Raw genomic sequence first — 16,720 nt, 5'->3', positions numbered from 1 at the left:
CAGATTTGTGTCTGAGAATGTAGGGCAAATTTCCGGTACACTTTAGCACTCGCGCGCTCATCAGGCGTGCAGCATAGCGGAGGAATTTGAGTCAATGCAGGATTCACCTTTTGATGTGGTCATCGTGGGCGGCGGCATGGTCGGCGCGGCCCTGGCGTGTGGCCTAACGCAGCAGAATTTTCGCGTTGCCGTGATTGAACGTGCAGAGCCGGAGGTTTTCAGCGCGGCACAGGCACCGGACGTGCGCATCTCCGCGATAGGCGCGTCTTCCGTCGCGCTGCTGCGTCAGCTTGATGTATGGCCGCGCGTGGAGGCTATGCGCTGTGCGCCTTATCGCAAACTGGAGACCTGGGAGTGGGAGAGCGCGCACGTCACCTTTGACGCGGCGTCACTTGGCTTACCCGAACTAGGTTTTATGGTCGAGAACAGCGTGCTGCAGCGCGCGCTGTGGGAAAAAATGCAGGCGCAGGGGGTCACGCTGTTCTGTCCGGCGACGCTGCAGGCGCTCTCCGCACACCGCACGGGCTGGCTGCTGCAGTTAGACACCGGTACGACATTGAATACGCGCTTGGTGGTGGGCGCCGATGGCGCCAATTCGCGCGTTCGTCAGCTGGCCGGGATTGGTATCCGCGGCTGGCAGTATGGCCAATCTTGCATGCTGATTAGCGTGGAAAGAGAACAGGCAGCAGGTGATGTGACCTGGCAGCAGTTCACGCCGCAGGGACCTCGCGCGTTTCTGCCGCTGTTTGGTCATCATGCTTCGCTGGTGTGGTATGACGCGCCCGCGCGCATCCGTCAGTTGCAAAATCTCCCGTTATCGCAACTGGAAAAAGAGATCGCGGCGCACTTCCCCGCGCGTATTGGACGCATTAAGGTCACGCGGGCGGCGTCGTTTCCGCTGGTGCGCCGTCACGCGACGCGTTATGTGCTGCCTGGCCTGGCGTTGGTGGGGGATGCGGCACACACCATTAATCCGCTGGCGGGGCAGGGCGTCAATCTTGGTTATCGCGACGTTGATGCCCTGATCGCAACGCTGGTGGAGGCGCGCAGCCAGGCGCAGATATGGTCGTCCGATGCAGTGCTCCAGCGCTATCATCGCCAGCGTTACCGGGATAATGTGCTGATGCAGGGCGGAATGGATCTGTTCTATTACGCGTTCAGCAACGATCTGCCTCCGCTGCGCTTTGCGCGTAACCTCGCGCTAACGGCGGCCGAAAAGGCGGCCCCCATGAAGCGTCGCGTGCTGAAGTACGCGCTGGGGTTGTAGCTGAGTCATCAGGCCAGCCCGGCGCGGACAGCGCGTCGGGCTGGAAGAAATGAACGAGAAGGTACAGAGACAGAAAACAAAAAAGCCCGCAAAAGCGGGCTTTTTTGTCAATTTGGCTGGGGTGCAGGGATTCGAACCCCGGAATGCTGGTATCAGAAACCAGAGCCTTACCGCTTGGCGACACCCCAATAATGCTGTTCAAATTGTCTTAAATTGGCTGGGGTGCAGGGATTCGAACCCCGGAATGCTGGTATCAGAAACCAGAGCCTTACCGCTTGGCGACACCCCAATAATGCTGTTCAAATTGTCTTAAATATGGCTGGGGTGCAGGGATTCGAACCCCGGAATGCTGGTATCAGAAACCAGAGCCTTACCGCTTGGCGACACCCCAAAAATTTGGTGGCTACGACGGGATTTGAACCTGTGACCCCATCATTATGAGTGATGTGCTCTAACCAGCTGAGCTACGTAGCCTGAGTATACTGCTTATTTTATCCGACGATGGCTGGGATACCTGGATTCGAACCAGGGAATGCCGGTATCAAAAACCGGTGCCTTACCGCTTGGCGATATCCCATTTATCGACTCGTATCCACGAGAGCATGTCGGATTGGCTGGGGTACCTGGATTCGAACCAGGGAATGCCGGTATCAAAAACCGGTGCCTTACCGCTTGGCGATACCCCATCCGGCTGCCGAAGATTGAAATGGTGCGGGAGGCGAGACTTGAACTCGCACACCTTGCGGCGCCAGAACCTAAATCTGGTGCGTCTACCAATTTCGCCACTCCCGCAAAAAAAAGATGGTGGCTACGACGGGATTTGAACCTGTGACCCCATCATTATGAGTGATGTGCTCTAACCAGCTGAGCTACGTAGCCTCTTTTTTTTCGCGTAACCTTCATCGGCGTTGCGGGGCGCATTATGCGTATTGAGTTTAGTAGCGTCAACAAGTTTTTTAGCGTTTTTCGCCTGAGAAAGTCTGTTTGTCTGGGTTGTAACCAGGCTGGCGAATTATTCTACAGCTTTACCGTGTGGCCGTTGCGTAAACAGCATAAAAGGGACCGCGCGGCCCCCTTTATGAGCTTCATTCCAAAGCTTATTTATAGGCAGACTGATGCACGCCTACTGCACGGCCAGACGGGTCGTCCATGTTCTTGAAAGCTTCATCCCATTCAATCGCTTTCGCGGAAGAGCAGGCGACGGAAGGGCCGCCTGGCACGCATTCTGCGGCGCTGGGTAACGGGAACAACTCTTCAAAAATTTCACGGTAGAGATACGCTTCTTTTGAGCCCGGCGTGTTATGGGGGAAGCGGAAGTGTGCGGTCGCCAGCTGCTGGTCGCTAATCTGTTTGGCCGCCACCTCTTTCAGCGTATCGATCCAGCTGTACCCGACGCCGTCAGAGAACTGCTCTTTCTGCCGCCATGCCACGCTCTCTGGCAAATACGATGAGAAGCACTCACGCAAAATGTGTTTTTCCATTTTTCCATTGCTGCCGCACATTTTGTCGGCCGGGTTGATGCGCATGGCGACGTCCAGGAACTTTTTATCCAGGAATGGCACGCGTGCCTCCACGCCCCAGGCTGACATGGCCTTGTTGGCGCGCGCGCAGTCAAACATGTGCAGTGCCAACAGCTTGCGCACGTTCTCTTCGTGAAACTCCCGCGCGTTCGGCGCTTTATGGAAGTAGAGATAGCCACCGAAGACTTCGTCAGCACCTTCCCCGGACAACACCATCTTAATACCCATGGCTTTGATCTTACGCGACATCAGATACATCGGCGTGGACGCGCGAATGGTGGTCACATCGTACGTTTCGATGTGGTAAATCACATCGCGAATGGCATCCAGGCCTTCCTGTACGGTGAAGTGAATCTCATGGTGTACCGTGCCCAGATGATCGGCCACGGATTTTGCCGCTTTCAGATCGGGCGACCCTTCTAAGCCCACGGCGAACGAGTGCAGCTGTGGCCACCAGGCATCGCTTTTATCTTCATCTTCAACGCGTTTAGCGGCAAAGCGCTTGGTCACCGCTGAAATGATTGAGGAGTCAAGGCCGCCTGAGAGCAGAACGCCGTAGGGCACGTCTGACATCAGGTGGCTTTTGACCGACTCTTCTAATGCGTGCTTGAGGCCAGCCGCGTCGGTGCTGTTGTGCTCAACGGCAGCGTAATCCATCCAATCGCGCTGCCAGTAGCGACGAATTTCGCCATCCGTGCTGGAGAGGAAGCTTCCCGGTGGGAATTCTTTGATGGAACGACATACCGGAACCAGCGCTTTCATTTCTGACGCCACATAAAGGTTGCCGTGTTCGTCGTTACCCATATACAGCGGAATGATACCAATGTGGTCACGACCAATCAGATACTGTTGCTTCACGCTATCCCACAGGATGAAGGCAAACATGCCTTGCAGGTCGTCGAGAAAATCGAGGCCTTTTTCCTGATACAGCGCGAGGATCACTTCGCAGTCAGAACCGGTCTGGAAAGCATAACGATCGCTTAATTCAGCGCGCAGCGCCTGGTGGTTGTAGATTTCGCCGTTGACGGCCAGTACGTGGGTGTGATCGGCGTTATACAGCGGCTGCGCGCCGTTGTTGACGTCAACAATCGACAAGCGCTCATGCACCAGAATGGCCTTGTCGTCAGCGAACACGCCCGACCAATCTGGCCCGCGGTGACGCATCAGACGAGAAGATTCCAGCGCTTTTTTGCGCAGCTCAACGGGATCGGTTTTCAGATCCAGCACACCAAAAATTGAACACATATCTGACTCCTGAGCGCACCTGACGGTGATGTTTTCGTTGTTAGTCCGACAGCGCAGTGGCTGCGTGATGTATAAGAAAATGCGCTATTTGGTACTGTTAATGCAAGCAAAAAAGCGATCTGCTGATAAAAGAGGTGTTGCAAAGCCTTTAGTTTTAAATTTTATTTAAAATAATGATTGTTTTATTAGATGGTATCTAATGAAGTGGCGTAATTGGCTATTTTGTGCGCACTCCGCGACGGGATGCAGATCGTGGTGCAAAAAAAACGCCCTGCGGGCCAGCAAGGCGCGCAGGGCGTGAGGCATGATAATCGAGTTAGAAGAGATCGATGTCCGCCACGGACGGGAACGTCCAGTCGGGGCGGAAAGGCATGGCGTCAACATCACTCAGCGTCGAGACGCCAGAGAGGACCAGAATGGTTTCCAGGCCCGCCTGGAATCCGGCCAGGATGTCGGTGCGCAGGTTATCGCCCACAATCACCGTATCCTCTGAGTGGGCGTGCATCTTATTCAACGCGGCGCGCATGATATAGGGGCTTGGCTTGCCGACGTAAAACGGCTTGCGGCCTGAAATGGTCTCGATGCCCGCACACAGTGCGCCGCAGGCGGGCACGAAGCCGCGGGCGTGCGTGTCGGGATTGGTGGCGATAAAGCGTGCGCCGTTGGCCACAAAAAATGCGGCTTTGTGCATCATGTCCCAATTAAATGAGCGAGTTTCACCCACGATCACGAAATCTGGATTCACGTCCGTAATGGTAAAGCCGGCCTTGTAGAGTTCATGAATCAGCGCACCTTCGCCAATCACATAGGCTTTCTTACCCTCCTGACGGCGCAGGAAATCGGCCGTGGCCATCGCCGAGGTGTAAAATACCGAGTCGGGCACGTCGATGCCGGCATTGGCAAAGCGGTTGGCCAAATCCTGGGCGGTCTGTGACGGATAGTTGGTCAGCACCACCAGCGGCATCTCTTTTTCAAGGATGCGCTGCAGAAACTCTTTTGCGCCTTTTACAGCGGTGTTGTCGTGCATCAGCACGCCGTCGATGTCACAGATTACGCTTTTGATGGTCATAAATAGTTTCCGGTGGGCCTGCCCGTTTGCAGGCGGTGGTTACTCTTCCAAAAGATGTTGCAACAAGATGCCATTCAACATAGCGCGTTTCGCGAGGGCAAATGCACCAATGGCCGAGCGGTGGTCCAGTTCGGAGCGCACGACCGGTAAGTTTTTCCTGAAGGCGTCCAGCGCTTGTGTGTTAATGCACCCTTCAATCGCCGGGAACAGCACTCTCTCCGCCTCGGTAATCTCACCTGCCAGCACCACTTTCTGCGGATTGAACAGGTTAATGGCGATGGCAATCGCTTTGCCCAGGTAGCGCCCAACGTATTCAACCACTTCGCACGCTAGCGCATCGCCCTGGTTGGCGGCGCGGCTAATCTGCGACATGGAACAGTCATCCTGCGTCAAACTGCTGGGATAGCCTTGGTCAAGCAGATGACGTACGCGATTTTCAATCGCGCCGTTCGCGGCAATGGTCTCCAGACAGCCAAAGTTACCGCAGTGGCAGCGCTCGCCCAGGGGATCAACTTGAATGTGGCCAATTTCGCCAACGTTGCCATTGCTACCGAGAAAGATATGGCCATTGGCGATAATCCCAGCGCCGGTTCCGCGATGCAAGCGCACCAGAATCGAGTCTGCGCAGTCGCGGCTTGCACCGAAGTAGTGCTCTGCCAGGGCGAGACTGCGAATGTCGTGACCCACAAAGCTGGTGACATTGAACCGCTTCTGCATTGCCGCGACCAAGGGCCAGTGATGGACCTCAATATGCGGCATATAGCGAATAATACCGTTAATAGGATCCACCAAACCGGGCAAGATGACCGACAGGGCAATCAGCTCATGGATTTTACGCTGGTGCGTGGACATAAACGTATGGATAGCGTTGAACAGCGCATTTTCCAGCGTAGCCTGCGTGCGCTCCGGCAGGGCATAATCTTCTTGCGCCAGGGATTTCCCGCTCAGATCAAATAATGTGAGCGTGGCGTCGTTGCGCCCAAGGCGCACACCAATGGTGTGAAAATGCCGGGTCTCCGTGATGATTGAAATAGCGCGGCGGCCTCCGGTGGAAGCCTGCTGCTCCACCTCTTTGATGAGGCCGCGCTCAATAAGCTGGCGAGTGATTTTGGTGACGCTGGCGGGCGCAAGCTGGCTGATATCGGCAATTTGAATGCGCGATATCGGCCCCTGCTGATCGATTAGCCGATAAACAGCTGCACTGTTGAGTTGTTTGACAAGATCGACATTTCCTATTTGAGTCTGGCCGCCAGTGGTCATTCAGTGCTTACTCGCTGAGGACGTCCTCTCCGTTGACGAACGTCTTAATGATTTGATAATCGCGGGTAAAGACAATCAGGTTGGCCACTTTTCCGGCTGTCACCGAACCCAACTGTTTTGCCACGCCTATGGCCTGTGCCGGGTAGAGCGTTGCCATCCGCAAGGCTTCATCCAGCGCGATACCGCAATGTTCAACGCTATTTTTCACTGCTTCAATCATGGTCAGCGCTGAACCGCTTAACGTACCGTTTTCATCAACGCATAGACCATCGCGATAGTATATTGTTTTGCCTGCAAAAATGAATTTGTCTATAGCAGCGCCCGCAGGTGCCGTGGCATCCGTCACCAACACCAGCTTGTCGCCTTTCAAACGCTTGGCATTGCGCACGTTAGCGTAATGGACATGCAAACCGTCTGCAATGATGCCGCAGTATATATCGGACGAATCAAAAAGCGCACCGATCAGGCCCGGCTCGCGTCCGGCAAACGTCGGCATGGCATTATAAAGGTGGGTAGCGAAACTTACTCCGGCAGCAAAGCCCGCTTTTGCCTCTTCATAGGTCGCGTTTGAGTGTCCCGCAGAGACCACAATGCCCGCCGCGCAAAGCTGGTGAATCACATCGGCGCCTGCGTGTTCAGGGGCCAGCGTCACCTTGCTAATGACATCGGCATTGGCGCACAGATATGCCACCATCGCTGCATCGGGTTGGCGAATCAGGGCGGGATCGTGCGTCCCTTTCTTCGCTTTGTTGAGCCAAGGTCCTTCAAGATGCAAGCCTAGCGCCTGATGCTGATGCTTATTCAGGTAGGCGCGCATGGTGTCAATGGCGCGTATCATCAAGGCGTCAGTGCTGGTGATCAGCGTCGGTAAAAAGCTGGTACAGCCCGATTTTTCATTGGCGCGCTGCATGGTTTCCAGCGTGGCCACGCTCAACGCCTCGATATCATCGTTGAACTGCACGCCGCCGCAGCCGTTGAGCTGTAAATCGATAAAGCCGGGAGCAATGAACGCACCCGCCACATCCTGCTGTGTCAGGGCTGGGTCAAGGGCATCGCGTGGACAGACGCGTTCAATCAAGCCATTGGCAATCACAACAGCGTGATTATCCAGAATTTCATGGCCGGTAAAAATCCGACCGTTCACTAATGCGTACATCACGTTCCTCCCGGCTAAGCCTGCGGACTGAGGCGCAGGTTAATGACTGCGTATTTCACACGCCTTTCATGTTTTCCGCTTCCATTTCGCGGAAATATTTCACGGTTTTCACTTTCAGTTCCATCGTCGCGGGTTCGTCACAGACCACGACCGCTTTCGCATGGAGCTGTAGGCAACTGATGGTCCACATGTGGTTCACGTTGCCCTCTACAGCGGCCTGCAGCGCTTGGGCTTTGACGTGGCCAGTGACCAGAATCATCACCTCTTCTGCATCCAGCAAGGTTCCCACGCCCACGGTCAGGGCATATTTCGGCACCTGATCGACATCGCCGTCAAAGAAACGTGAGTTTGCCACGCGGGTGTCATGCGTCAGGGTTTTGATGCGGGTGCGGGAAGAGAGCGAGGATGCAGGTTCGTTGAAGGCAATATGACCATCGTTACCCACGCCGCCCATAAACAGATGAATTTTGCCGTAGGCGCGCATCTTATCTTCATAGCGGCGACATTCTGCGTCAATATCAGGCGCATTGCCATTCAGAAGGTTGATATTATCGGGCTGTATATCAACGTGATCGAAAAAATTGCGGTACATAAAGCTGTAGTAGCTTTCTGGATGCTCTTTGGGTAACCCCACGTATTCATCCATATTGAAGGTCACGACGTGTTTAAAACTGACCTGGCCCGATTTGTGCATCTCAATCAAGTGTTTGTAGGCTTCAAGCGGCGTGCCGCCGGTCGGCAAACCGAGTACAAAAGGGCGCTCAGCGGTAGGTTTGAATGCGTTGATACGGTTAACAATGTGGCGTGCAGCCCATTTCCCCACCTGTGTTGGTGTGGCTAAGGGGATCAGTCTCATGTCTTCACCTCGGTAAGAGTTGGAAAATGCGGTCGCTTATCTAACCTCATACGAATGCCCAACCATCATGGCGGGAGCCGTCGTCAATGACAAAGCCTACGACCTGATATTTTTCATCATAAAATAAGTTTGTGGTACATGCCAGCAATTCGGGGTATTAATGGTTGCATGTGGTGATTAAAGTCACAGTTATCGCGGTTTTAATTTGCGAGGCGAAATAATTTATCTTTACACTGCGCATCGGAGTGAAAAGGGTCACTCACACCGTCCCGTGGGATAAAAACGACAACCCACGCACGGTCAGATGCCAGTCTCATAGGGGGAGAATAGGGTGAGTATTTTAGGATATCTGCAAAAGGTCGGACGGGCGCTGATGGTGCCCGTCGCGACCCTGCCGGCAGCGGCAATACTTATGGGCGTGGGGTACTGGATCGATCCGGACAGCTGGGGGGCTGGCAATGCCTTAGCGGCGCTGTTGATCAAGTCGGGTTCCGCCATTATCGATAACATGTCAGTGCTGTTTGCGATTGGCGTGGCCTATGGCATGTCAAAAGATAAAGATGGCGCGGCGGCACTGTCGGGGTATGTGGGCTTTCTGGTGGTCACTACGCTGTGCTCGCCCGCTGCGGTCGCGATGATACAGAAGATGCCGGTGGAGCAGGTGCCTGCCGCCTTTGCCAAAATCAGTAACCAGTTCGTGGGTATTCTGGTGGGCATTATGTCCGCAGAGGTGTACAACCGTTTCAGCCACGTTGAATTGCCTAAAGCGTTGGCCTTCTTTAGCGGGCGTCGCCTGGTGCCGATTCTGGTCTCTTTCCTGATGATCATCGTGGCGTTTGTGCTGATGTACATCTGGCCGCTGATCTTTAACGGATTGGTGAACTTTGGTGAACACATCCAAAAACTGGGGTCAGTGGGCGCGGGTGTCTACGCGTTCTTCAACCGCCTGCTTATTCCTGTGGGCCTGCACCACGCGCTGAACTCGGTGTTTTGGTTCGATGTGGCCGGCATTAATGACATTCCTAAGTTCCTGGGAGGCGCGCAGTCCATTGCCAACGGTACCGGCGTGCCGGGTATCACGGGACGTTATCAGGCCGGCTTCTTCCCCATTATGATGTTTGGCTTGCCCGGCGCCGCGCTGGCGATTTATCACTGCGCCCGCCCGGAAAATCGCGTGAAGGTTGGCAGTATCATGCTGGCTGCCGCGTTTGCCGCCTTCTTTACGGGCATCACTGAGCCGCTGGAATTTTCGTTCATGTTTGTGGCGCCAGTGTTGTATCTCATCCACGCATTTTTAACCGGCGTCTCGGTATTTATTGCGGCTAGCATGCACTGGATTGCCGGATTTGGCTTTAGCGCCGGGCTGGTGGATCTGGTGCTGTCGACGCGTAACCCTCTTGCCGTTCACTGGTGGATGCTGATTCCACAAGGGCTGGTGTTCTTTGTCATTTATTACGTGGTGTTCCGTTTCACCATCAAGAAATTCAATTTAATGACGCCAGGCCGTGAACTGTCTGCAGGGGATGAAACGGACGGCTACGACGTTAATGTCGATCAAAGCAGCAGCAACGAAACGCAGACAGAAACGCTCGCGCGTCGCTATATTGCCGCCGTTGGTGGTTCAGAGAATCTCACTAACATCGACGCCTGTATTACCCGTTTACGCTTAAACGTGAAAGATTCAAGTCAGGTAAATGAAGGCGTGGCCAAGCGTCTCGGGGCATCGGGCGTGATTCGCCTCAATAAACAGAGCGTGCAGATCATTGTCGGTACGCAGGCGGAAATCATCGCCAGTGCAATGAAAACCGTACTGCACAAAGGTCCGGTTGCGGCGACAGCGGCCTCTTCTGCGGCTGAACCTGTCCCGGCCGCGAAGCCCCAGGCCGTGTTGAACAGCGAACGCCAGGTCGTGGCGACGCTGGTGGCGCCGGTGAGCGGTGACATTGTCGCCCTTGATGCCGTGCCGGATGAAGCCTTTGCCAGTAAAGCGGTAGGCGACGGGCTGGCGATAATACCCACGGACAAAACGGTGGTGTCACCCGCCGCAGGCACCGTGGTGAAAATCTTTAACACCAACCATGCGTTTTGCCTTGAAACCGCCAACGGCGTGGAGATCGTGGTGCATATGGGGCTGGATACGGTTGCGCTGGAGGGCAAAGGCTTTACCCGCTTAGTGGAAGAGGGGAACGCCGTGCAGGCCGGTCAACCTGTGCTGGAAATGGATCTGGCTTTCCTTAATGCCCACGCGCGCTCAATGATAAGCCCGGTAGTGGTCAGCAACAGTGATGAGTTTGCCGGACTGACGCTGCTCGCCAGCGGTTCTGTGGTGGCCGGCGTCACGCCCCTGTACGAAATTAAAAAATAAGTTCTTGATGTCAGCGAAAAGGCAGGAAGCGATTCCTGCCTTTTTTATTTTAAACCGCCAACAAACGGTTGTTTCCCGTCAGCGCTTTGTGGATCATACTCCGTTACTTCGTGATACCAATCACCCGCTATTGTTTGAGGATTTTGAAATGAGTGAGGCTGAAGCCCGCCCAACGAACTTTATTCGTCAGATCATCGACGAAGATTTGGCGAGCGGTAAGCACACCCGTGTGCATACCCGTTTCCCGCCTGAGCCCAATGGTTATCTGCATATTGGCCATGCGAAATCAATTTGTTTGAACTTTGGTATTGCGCAAGATTACCAAGGTGAATGCAACCTGCGTTTTGACGACACCAATCCGGTTAAAGAAGATCTGGAGTTCGTTGAATCCATCAAGCGTGACGTGCAATGGCTGGGCTTTGAGTGGAGCGGCAACATTCGTTACTCCTCAGACTACTTTGATCAACTCTTTAATTATGCCGTTGAGCTGATCAATAAAGGACTCGCCTACGTTGACGAACTTTCGCCCGAGCAGATTCGCGAATATCGCGGTACTTTAACGGCACCGGGTAAAAATAGCCCTTATCGCGACCGCAGCATTGAGGAAAACCTGGCGCTGTTCCAGAAGATGCGCGACGGTGGATTTGAAGAGGGTAAAGCCTGCCTGCGCGCGAAAATCGACATGGCGTCCAACTTCATCGTAATGCGCGATCCGGTGCTGTACCGGATAAAATTTGCCGAACATCACCAGACAGGCAATAAGTGGTGCATCTATCCGATGTACGACTTTACCCACTGCATCTCTGATGCGCTGGAAGGCATTACCCATTCGCTGTGTACGCTGGAGTTCCAGGATAACCGTCGCCTTTATGACTGGGTACTGGATAACATCACCATTCCTGCGCACCCACGGCAGTACGAATTCTCGCGTCTGAATCTCGAATACGCGGTGATGTCGAAGCGTAAGCTGACCCAGTTGGTGAGCGAGAACGTGGTGGAAGGATGGGACGATCCGCGCATGCTGACCGTTTCTGGCCTGCGCCGTCGCGGCTATACGGCGGCGTCTATCCGCGAGTTTTGCCGCCGTATTGGCGTGACCAAGCAGGACAATATCGTGGAGATGGCGTCGCTGGAATCTTGCATTCGTGACGATCTTAACGAGAATGCGCCGCGCGCGATGGCCGTGCTGGACCCAGTCAAAGTGGTGCTTGAAAATCTGCCAGCCGGTCACGAAGAAATGCTCACCATGCCGAATCATCCGAGTAAACCGGAGATGGGCACGCGTGAAGTGCCGTTCAGCCGTGAAATCTGGATCGATCGCGCTGACTTCCGTGAGGAAGCCAATAAGCAGTACAAGCGACTGGTGTTGGGCAAGGAGGTGCGTTTGCGCAATGCCTATGTGATTCGTGCGGAGCGTGTGGCAAAAGATGAAGATGGCAATATCACCTGTCTTTACTGCACCTGTGACGTGGATACGCTGAGCAAAGATCCGGCGGATGGCCGTAAAGTGAAAGGCGTTATTCATTGGGTGTCTGCTATCCACGGTTTGCCTGCAGAGTTCCGTCTTTACGACCGCTTATTCAGCGTGCCGAATCCGGCCGCAGCGGACGACTTCCTCACCACCATTAACCCGGACTCGCTGGCTATCAAACACGGCTTTGTTGAGCCGGGTCTGCGCGAGGCGGCAGCGTCTTCACCTTACCAGTTTGAACGTGAAGGCTACTTCTGCGCCGACAGCGTGTACTCGCAGCCGACGCAGTTAGTGTTCAACCGCACGGTTGGATTACGTGACACCTGGACGAAAATTGGCGACTAATATTTTTTGCCATTAACCCAATATAATCACGCAAGGGCGAGCATTCGCCCTTTTTTATTGTCTGCCTGACGCCGCAGCTAACAGTTTGTGCTACGCCGGTAAAACTCCCCATTTATCCGCACGTTACGACTTTTCTGACTTTAGAATTATTAATCCAATTGCAAGTGTGAAAAATTTTTTTTCAGGTAGGCTATGCGCTCTAAAACAGATCATTGCGCGTTATCTAAGGAAAAAAATGATAAACCTCGCACAGGAAGCACGGTACAGCGTCGTCATCTTGCATCAGCTTATTGAACGGATTTTCAATCAATCGAGCGCGCAGGATGACAGTATCGATCTGTTTTTGTCTCACTTTCATCCTGAATTTACGATGGTCACGCCGCAGGGCAAGCAGCTGGATTTTAATCAGGTCGAGACGCTGTTTCGTCAGCTGCACGGTCAGCGCGAGGGGATGCGCATTGCGACCAGTGAGCATGCGATTATTTCGCAGCAGGGCAAGGAAATTGTCATTCAGTATCGTGAAGTGCAGATGATGAACGGCACTAACCAAAGTCGTATTGCTTTGGCCGTGCTAGATTGCAGCACCGCGATTCCGCGCTGGCGCTATCTGCAGGAAACGCTGATCGCCTGATCGCAGACAGAAAAAAACCGGTGCAAGCACCGGTTTTTTACGGAGAGGCCATAACGATGGCGATTACTTATCGTGCAGCGTCTCGTCTTCACGGCAGTCGCCCAGCGCACAGTGTCCGTACAGGTACAGGCTGTGGTTAGTGAGCTTGATGCCGTGGCGCGTGGCGATCTCATTCTGACGTGTTTCGATGGAGTCATCGCTAAATTCGATCACTTTGCCGCAGTCCAGGCAAATCAGATGATCGTGGTGATGCTGCTGGGTCAGTTCGAAAACGGATTTACCCCCTTCGAAGTTATGGCGGGTAACGATACCTGCGTCATCAAACTGGTTAAGGACGCGATATACCGTTGCCAGACCAATTTCTTCACCCATATCAATCAGGCGTTTGTACAAATCTTCCGCACTGACGTGATGGCACTCGGGTTCCTGAAGCACTTCCAGAATTTTTAATCTGGGCAGCGTGACTTTCAGGCCAGCCTTCTTCAATGCGGAATTGTTGTCAGTCATGCGGATATTGTCCTGTTACTTTGCGAGTCACTTACGGCGCAGCGGCCTTGGATGTTTGGGGCATCACGCATTCTCATTTGCGTCTCATTATAGAGCTCGCGCAGCGAAATGAAAACCAGCGGAATTGTCGGAAATCACCAAGGGCCATAGGGAGAAAAATCGCTAATGCCGGCGGGGATCGTGCTGATCTTTGTTTTTCATTTCACTCAGCGTCTTACTGCGCTGAAGAATAAGCGGATGACCGTTATGGGTATTCTACAGAATTAACGGGGAAAGTTAAAAAAACGTAGCTATTATTTTTATAGGAAAATCCGTTGCCCCAATGTGAGCCGAAACCCACATTGGGAAAGGGGATCAGGCTTCGATAATCGCTTTGAGCTGCAGTTCGTCGTAAATCTGCTTAACCCATGCGTCAACGCGCTGATTCGTGAGCTCAGGCTGTCGATCTTCATCGATCGCCAAGCCCAGGAAGTGCTTGTCGTCAGCCAGGCCTTTTGACGCTTCAAAGTGATAACCCTCAGTGGGCCAATGACCCACAATCACCGCGCCGTTAGGCTCGATGATGTCACGAATGGTCCCCATCGCGTCGCAGAAGTATTCGGCGTAGTCTTCCTGGTCACCGCAGCCAAACAGCGCGACCAACTTGCCGTTGAAATCCACCTCTTCGAGCGTTGGGAAGAAGTCGTCCCAATCACACTGTGCTTCGCCGTAATACCAAGTAGGAATGCCTAGCAGCAAAATGTCGAATGCTTCGAGATCTTCCTTGGTGCTTTTGGCAATGTCGTGCACTTCGGCAACATCTTTACCCAGTTGTTTCTGGATCATTTTCGCAATGTTTTCAGTGTTGCCGGTATCGCTGCCGAAGAAAATGCCTACGATTGCCATGGGCTAAGTAACCTCTTAAATCCTGAATGTGAAAGTCAGTGAATTGACGGTGTAATAGTGCGAATAATAGCAGAACCGCAAAAAGGTCGGAACGCTCAGCAAGGTGACTTTGTGCTCCTGAGTGCGGTCTGCACGTGCTAACGCAGCTTGAGCTGTGCCAGCAGCATGTGTTCAATCAGCTCGCTGCGGCTGATGTTTTGCTGTTCGGCCAAGCTGTTCAACGCCTCAACCGCCTCGCTCGACATCTTTAGCTCAACGCGCCGTAGGCCGCGAACTTTATCGCGCTTAAGCTGGTTGCGCTTATTAATACGCAGCTGTTCATCACGCGTCAGCGGACTGGTTTTAGGGCGACCCGGACGCCGTTCATCTGCGAAGAGATCGAGGGTAGTTCGATCTGTCTGTTCTTTTGCCATGATTTGAGAAACTGCGTGGGCGCGAACGGCGAAAAGGCGCTGCGCGATGTAAACATTTATCGGCCATGCCACGGTGAAAAAACACCCGCAGCAAATTTTTAGCGCGACATCATACTCCAGCGCTATCTATGAAGCCAATCCTAAACCATCACTGGCAAGCTTTTGCTTTTACAGATTAAAAAAACGGCGCACGGCACGCAGCACCGCGTCCGGTTTCTCTGCATGCACCCAATGGCCCGCGCCGCTGATAACGTGCGCCTGAGCCTGTGGGAATTGTTGCAACAGCGCTTCACGGTGCTGTCCGTCGAGGTAGGGCGAATCGCCGCCGCGAATAAACAGTGCCGGATGGGGCCAGGGCGGCACCGTTTCCCATCCGGAAATCGCTGCATAGTTATCCCATAGCGCCGACACGTTGAAGCGCCATTCGCCGTCAACGAAGGATTTGAGGATAAACTGAATGACGCCTTCTTCTGCAATATGCTGTCGCATCAGCGCTGCCGCCTCACTGCGGCGCGTGACGCCTGCTGCTGTTACGGCGCGAATGGCGGCAAAAATCTCATCATGGCGGCGGATTTGATAATCCACGGGGGCGATGTCGATAAGCACCATTTTGCCCATGCGCTGCGGGGCAACCGCGCTGAGCGCCATGGCAATTTTGCCGCCCATGGAGTGGCCAATCACATCCACGCGTTCGATTGCCTGTGCGTCGAGCGTGTCCACGATATCCTGCGCCATAGCGGCATAACGCATCTCGTCGCTACGTGGTGAAAGACCGTGATTTCGCACATCAACCTGCAGGGTAGGGCGCGCATCGCGCACGCCGCGCGCCAGCACGCCCAGATTATCCAGGCTGCCAAAGAGGCCGTGAATCAGCAGAATAGGGTCGCCGTGGACGGCGGATTGTTCAGTTTGCAGACGGGCGTTCAAAATCATGGTTAAAGTTCTTACGGTTGAGAGCCGGGCTTAGGGTATCATGGATTAACCTGTCCAGGAGCCAGCCGAACGGGCATTAGGGCATATTCCGACTTTTACATGGAATTGATGCCAGCGCTTTCGACTGTCACGGATTTAACTTTATAATCCTTATGTTAGAACTGGCTCACGTTTTATGCTGCTTATAACGGCATCAACGCGCGGTTCTACCCTTTGCCAGAATTGTACGGAATACGATGAAAACGATCGAAGTTGACGAAGAACTCTACCGTTATATTGCCAGCCACACGCAGCACATTGGTGAAAGCGCGTCTGACATTTTGCGGCGCATGCTGAAATTCACCGCCGGGCAAAGCACTACCGCCGCCGCAGCGGTAAGCTCGTCGGCAAAAGAGACGCAGCCCACCCGCAGTGAAGCGCGTCCTCAAGACCGTGTGCGCGCCGTGCGTGAGTTGTTGCTTTCTGACGAATATGCGGAGCAGAAGCGGGCGGTAAACCGCTTTATGCTGGTTCTGTCAACGCTTTATCGTCTTGATCCCGCTGCGTTTGCTGACGCCACTGCGTCACTGCAGGGGCGCACCCGCGTCTATTTTGCGGGTGATGAGCACACGCTGCTGCAAAATGGCACCCACACCAAGCCCAGACATGTGCCGGGTACGCCATACTGGGTAATTACGAACACCAATACAGGCCGCAAATGCAGCATGGTGGAACACATCATGCTGGCCATGCAATTCCCTCAGGAATTGACCGAGAAAGTTTGCGGCACCATTTAACGGAAGCGTCAGGGAGAAGCG

At 53.9% G+C, this 16,720-nt stretch carries 14 protein-coding genes and 8 tRNA genes; 5 read left to right on the top strand and 17 right to left on the bottom strand.

All coding sequences use genetic code 11. From position 1 onward, the window contains the following. Positions 1 to 94: 94 nt before the first annotated feature. Complete coding sequence (ubiF, locus tag LU196_RS01960; protein WP_232758046.1) at positions 95 to 1,267, top strand: 3-demethoxyubiquinol 3-hydroxylase; 1,173 nt, start codon at positions 95 to 97, stop codon at positions 1,265 to 1,267. A 113-nt stretch (positions 1,268 to 1,380) separates the two neighbouring features. Here the strand turns inward: ubiF and LU196_RS01955 are convergent. From LU196_RS01955 to nagB, 13 genes are all read right to left on the bottom strand, one after another. Continuing rightward, a tRNA-Gln gene (locus LU196_RS01955) sits at positions 1,381 to 1,455 on the bottom strand. Positions 1,456 to 1,481: 26 nt separating this feature from the next. Further along, positions 1,482 to 1,556, bottom strand: a tRNA-Gln gene (locus tag LU196_RS01950). A 27-nt stretch (positions 1,557 to 1,583) separates the two neighbouring features. Further along, a tRNA-Gln gene (locus LU196_RS01945) sits at positions 1,584 to 1,658 on the bottom strand. A gap of 6 nt (positions 1,659 to 1,664) precedes the next feature. Further along, positions 1,665 to 1,741 (bottom strand) — tRNA-Met (locus tag LU196_RS01940). A 28-nt stretch (positions 1,742 to 1,769) separates the two neighbouring features. Further along, positions 1,770 to 1,844, bottom strand: a tRNA-Gln gene (locus tag LU196_RS01935). 34 nt (positions 1,845 to 1,878) lie between these two features. After that, a tRNA-Gln gene (locus LU196_RS01930) sits at positions 1,879 to 1,953 on the bottom strand. A gap of 21 nt (positions 1,954 to 1,974) precedes the next feature. Then, positions 1,975 to 2,059, bottom strand: a tRNA-Leu gene (locus LU196_RS01925). Positions 2,060 to 2,069: 10 nt separating this feature from the next. Next, positions 2,070 to 2,146 (bottom strand) — tRNA-Met (locus tag LU196_RS01920). Between the two features lie 218 nt (positions 2,147 to 2,364). Next, entirely contained in the window at positions 2,365 to 4,032 is a 1,668-nt protein-coding gene (gene asnB, locus LU196_RS01915; RefSeq protein WP_232758045.1) for an asparagine synthase B, read from the bottom strand. 316 nt (positions 4,033 to 4,348) lie between these two features. Beyond that, positions 4,349 to 5,101 (bottom strand): HAD-IIA family hydrolase, encoded by a 753-nt coding sequence (locus tag LU196_RS01910; RefSeq protein ID WP_232758044.1) that lies wholly within the window; start codon positions 5,099 to 5,101, stop codon positions 4,349 to 4,351. 39 nt (positions 5,102 to 5,140) lie between these two features. After that, complete coding sequence (locus LU196_RS01905) at positions 5,141 to 6,361, bottom strand: N-acetylglucosamine repressor (RefSeq protein ID WP_232758043.1); 1,221 nt, start codon at positions 6,359 to 6,361, stop codon at positions 5,141 to 5,143. A gap of 7 nt (positions 6,362 to 6,368) precedes the next feature. Further along, on the bottom strand, positions 6,369 to 7,517 hold the full coding sequence (gene nagA / locus LU196_RS01900) for an N-acetylglucosamine-6-phosphate deacetylase (RefSeq protein WP_232758042.1): 1,149 nt from the start codon (positions 7,515 to 7,517) through the stop codon (positions 6,369 to 6,371). Between the two features lie 55 nt (positions 7,518 to 7,572). Then, positions 7,573 to 8,373 carry a glucosamine-6-phosphate deaminase gene (nagB, locus tag LU196_RS01895; RefSeq protein ID WP_232758041.1) on the bottom strand — a complete coding sequence of 267 codons (801 nt, stop codon included), beginning with the start codon at positions 8,371 to 8,373 and terminating at the stop codon, positions 7,573 to 7,575. A 337-nt stretch (positions 8,374 to 8,710) separates the two neighbouring features. On the opposite strand from nagB, the gene nagE reads away from it, so the two are divergent. From nagE to LU196_RS01880, 3 genes are all read left to right on the top strand, one after another. After that, entirely contained in the window at positions 8,711 to 10,738 is a 2,028-nt protein-coding gene (nagE, locus tag LU196_RS01890; RefSeq protein WP_232758256.1) for an N-acetylglucosamine-specific PTS transporter subunit IIBC, read from the top strand. A 148-nt stretch (positions 10,739 to 10,886) separates the two neighbouring features. After that, the gene (glnS, locus tag LU196_RS01885) at positions 10,887 to 12,554 is read left to right on the top strand and encodes a glutamine--tRNA ligase (protein WP_232758040.1); all 1,668 of its coding nucleotides are present in this window, start codon (positions 10,887 to 10,889) and stop codon (positions 12,552 to 12,554) included. Positions 12,555 to 12,789: 235 nt separating this feature from the next. Further along, positions 12,790 to 13,185, top strand: coding sequence for a hypothetical protein (locus LU196_RS01880; RefSeq protein ID WP_232758039.1), 396 nt, complete (start codon positions 12,790 to 12,792; stop codon positions 13,183 to 13,185). Positions 13,186 to 13,248: 63 nt separating this feature from the next. Here the strand turns inward: LU196_RS01880 and fur are convergent, their stop codons facing one another. The 4 genes from fur to ybfF form a co-directional block, all read right to left on the bottom strand. Then, positions 13,249 to 13,692 (bottom strand): ferric iron uptake transcriptional regulator, encoded by a 444-nt coding sequence (gene fur, locus LU196_RS01875; protein WP_232758038.1) that lies wholly within the window; start codon positions 13,690 to 13,692, stop codon positions 13,249 to 13,251. A gap of 354 nt (positions 13,693 to 14,046) precedes the next feature. Beyond that, positions 14,047 to 14,577: a flavodoxin FldA gene (fldA, locus tag LU196_RS01870; protein WP_232758037.1), complete on the bottom strand. Its 531-nt coding sequence runs from the start codon at positions 14,575 to 14,577 to the stop codon at positions 14,047 to 14,049. A gap of 137 nt (positions 14,578 to 14,714) precedes the next feature. Next, positions 14,715 to 14,990, bottom strand: a complete 276-nt coding sequence (ybfE, locus tag LU196_RS01865; RefSeq protein WP_232758036.1) for a LexA regulated protein — start codon at positions 14,988 to 14,990, stop codon at positions 14,715 to 14,717. A 168-nt stretch (positions 14,991 to 15,158) separates the two neighbouring features. Then, complete coding sequence (ybfF, locus tag LU196_RS01860; RefSeq protein WP_232758035.1) at positions 15,159 to 15,923, bottom strand: esterase; 765 nt, start codon at positions 15,921 to 15,923, stop codon at positions 15,159 to 15,161. A gap of 236 nt (positions 15,924 to 16,159) precedes the next feature. On the opposite strand from ybfF, the gene seqA reads away from it, so the two are divergent. Continuing rightward, positions 16,160 to 16,699, top strand: coding sequence for a replication initiation negative regulator SeqA (gene seqA, locus LU196_RS01855; protein WP_232758034.1), 540 nt, complete (start codon positions 16,160 to 16,162; stop codon positions 16,697 to 16,699). Positions 16,700 to 16,720 lie beyond the last annotated feature (21 nt).

The organism is Pantoea sp. Mb-10, assembly GCF_021272205.1.
Lineage (GTDB): Bacteria > Pseudomonadota > Gammaproteobacteria > Enterobacterales > Enterobacteriaceae > Pantoea.
This window is presented reverse-complemented; position numbering and strand designations above follow the sequence as displayed.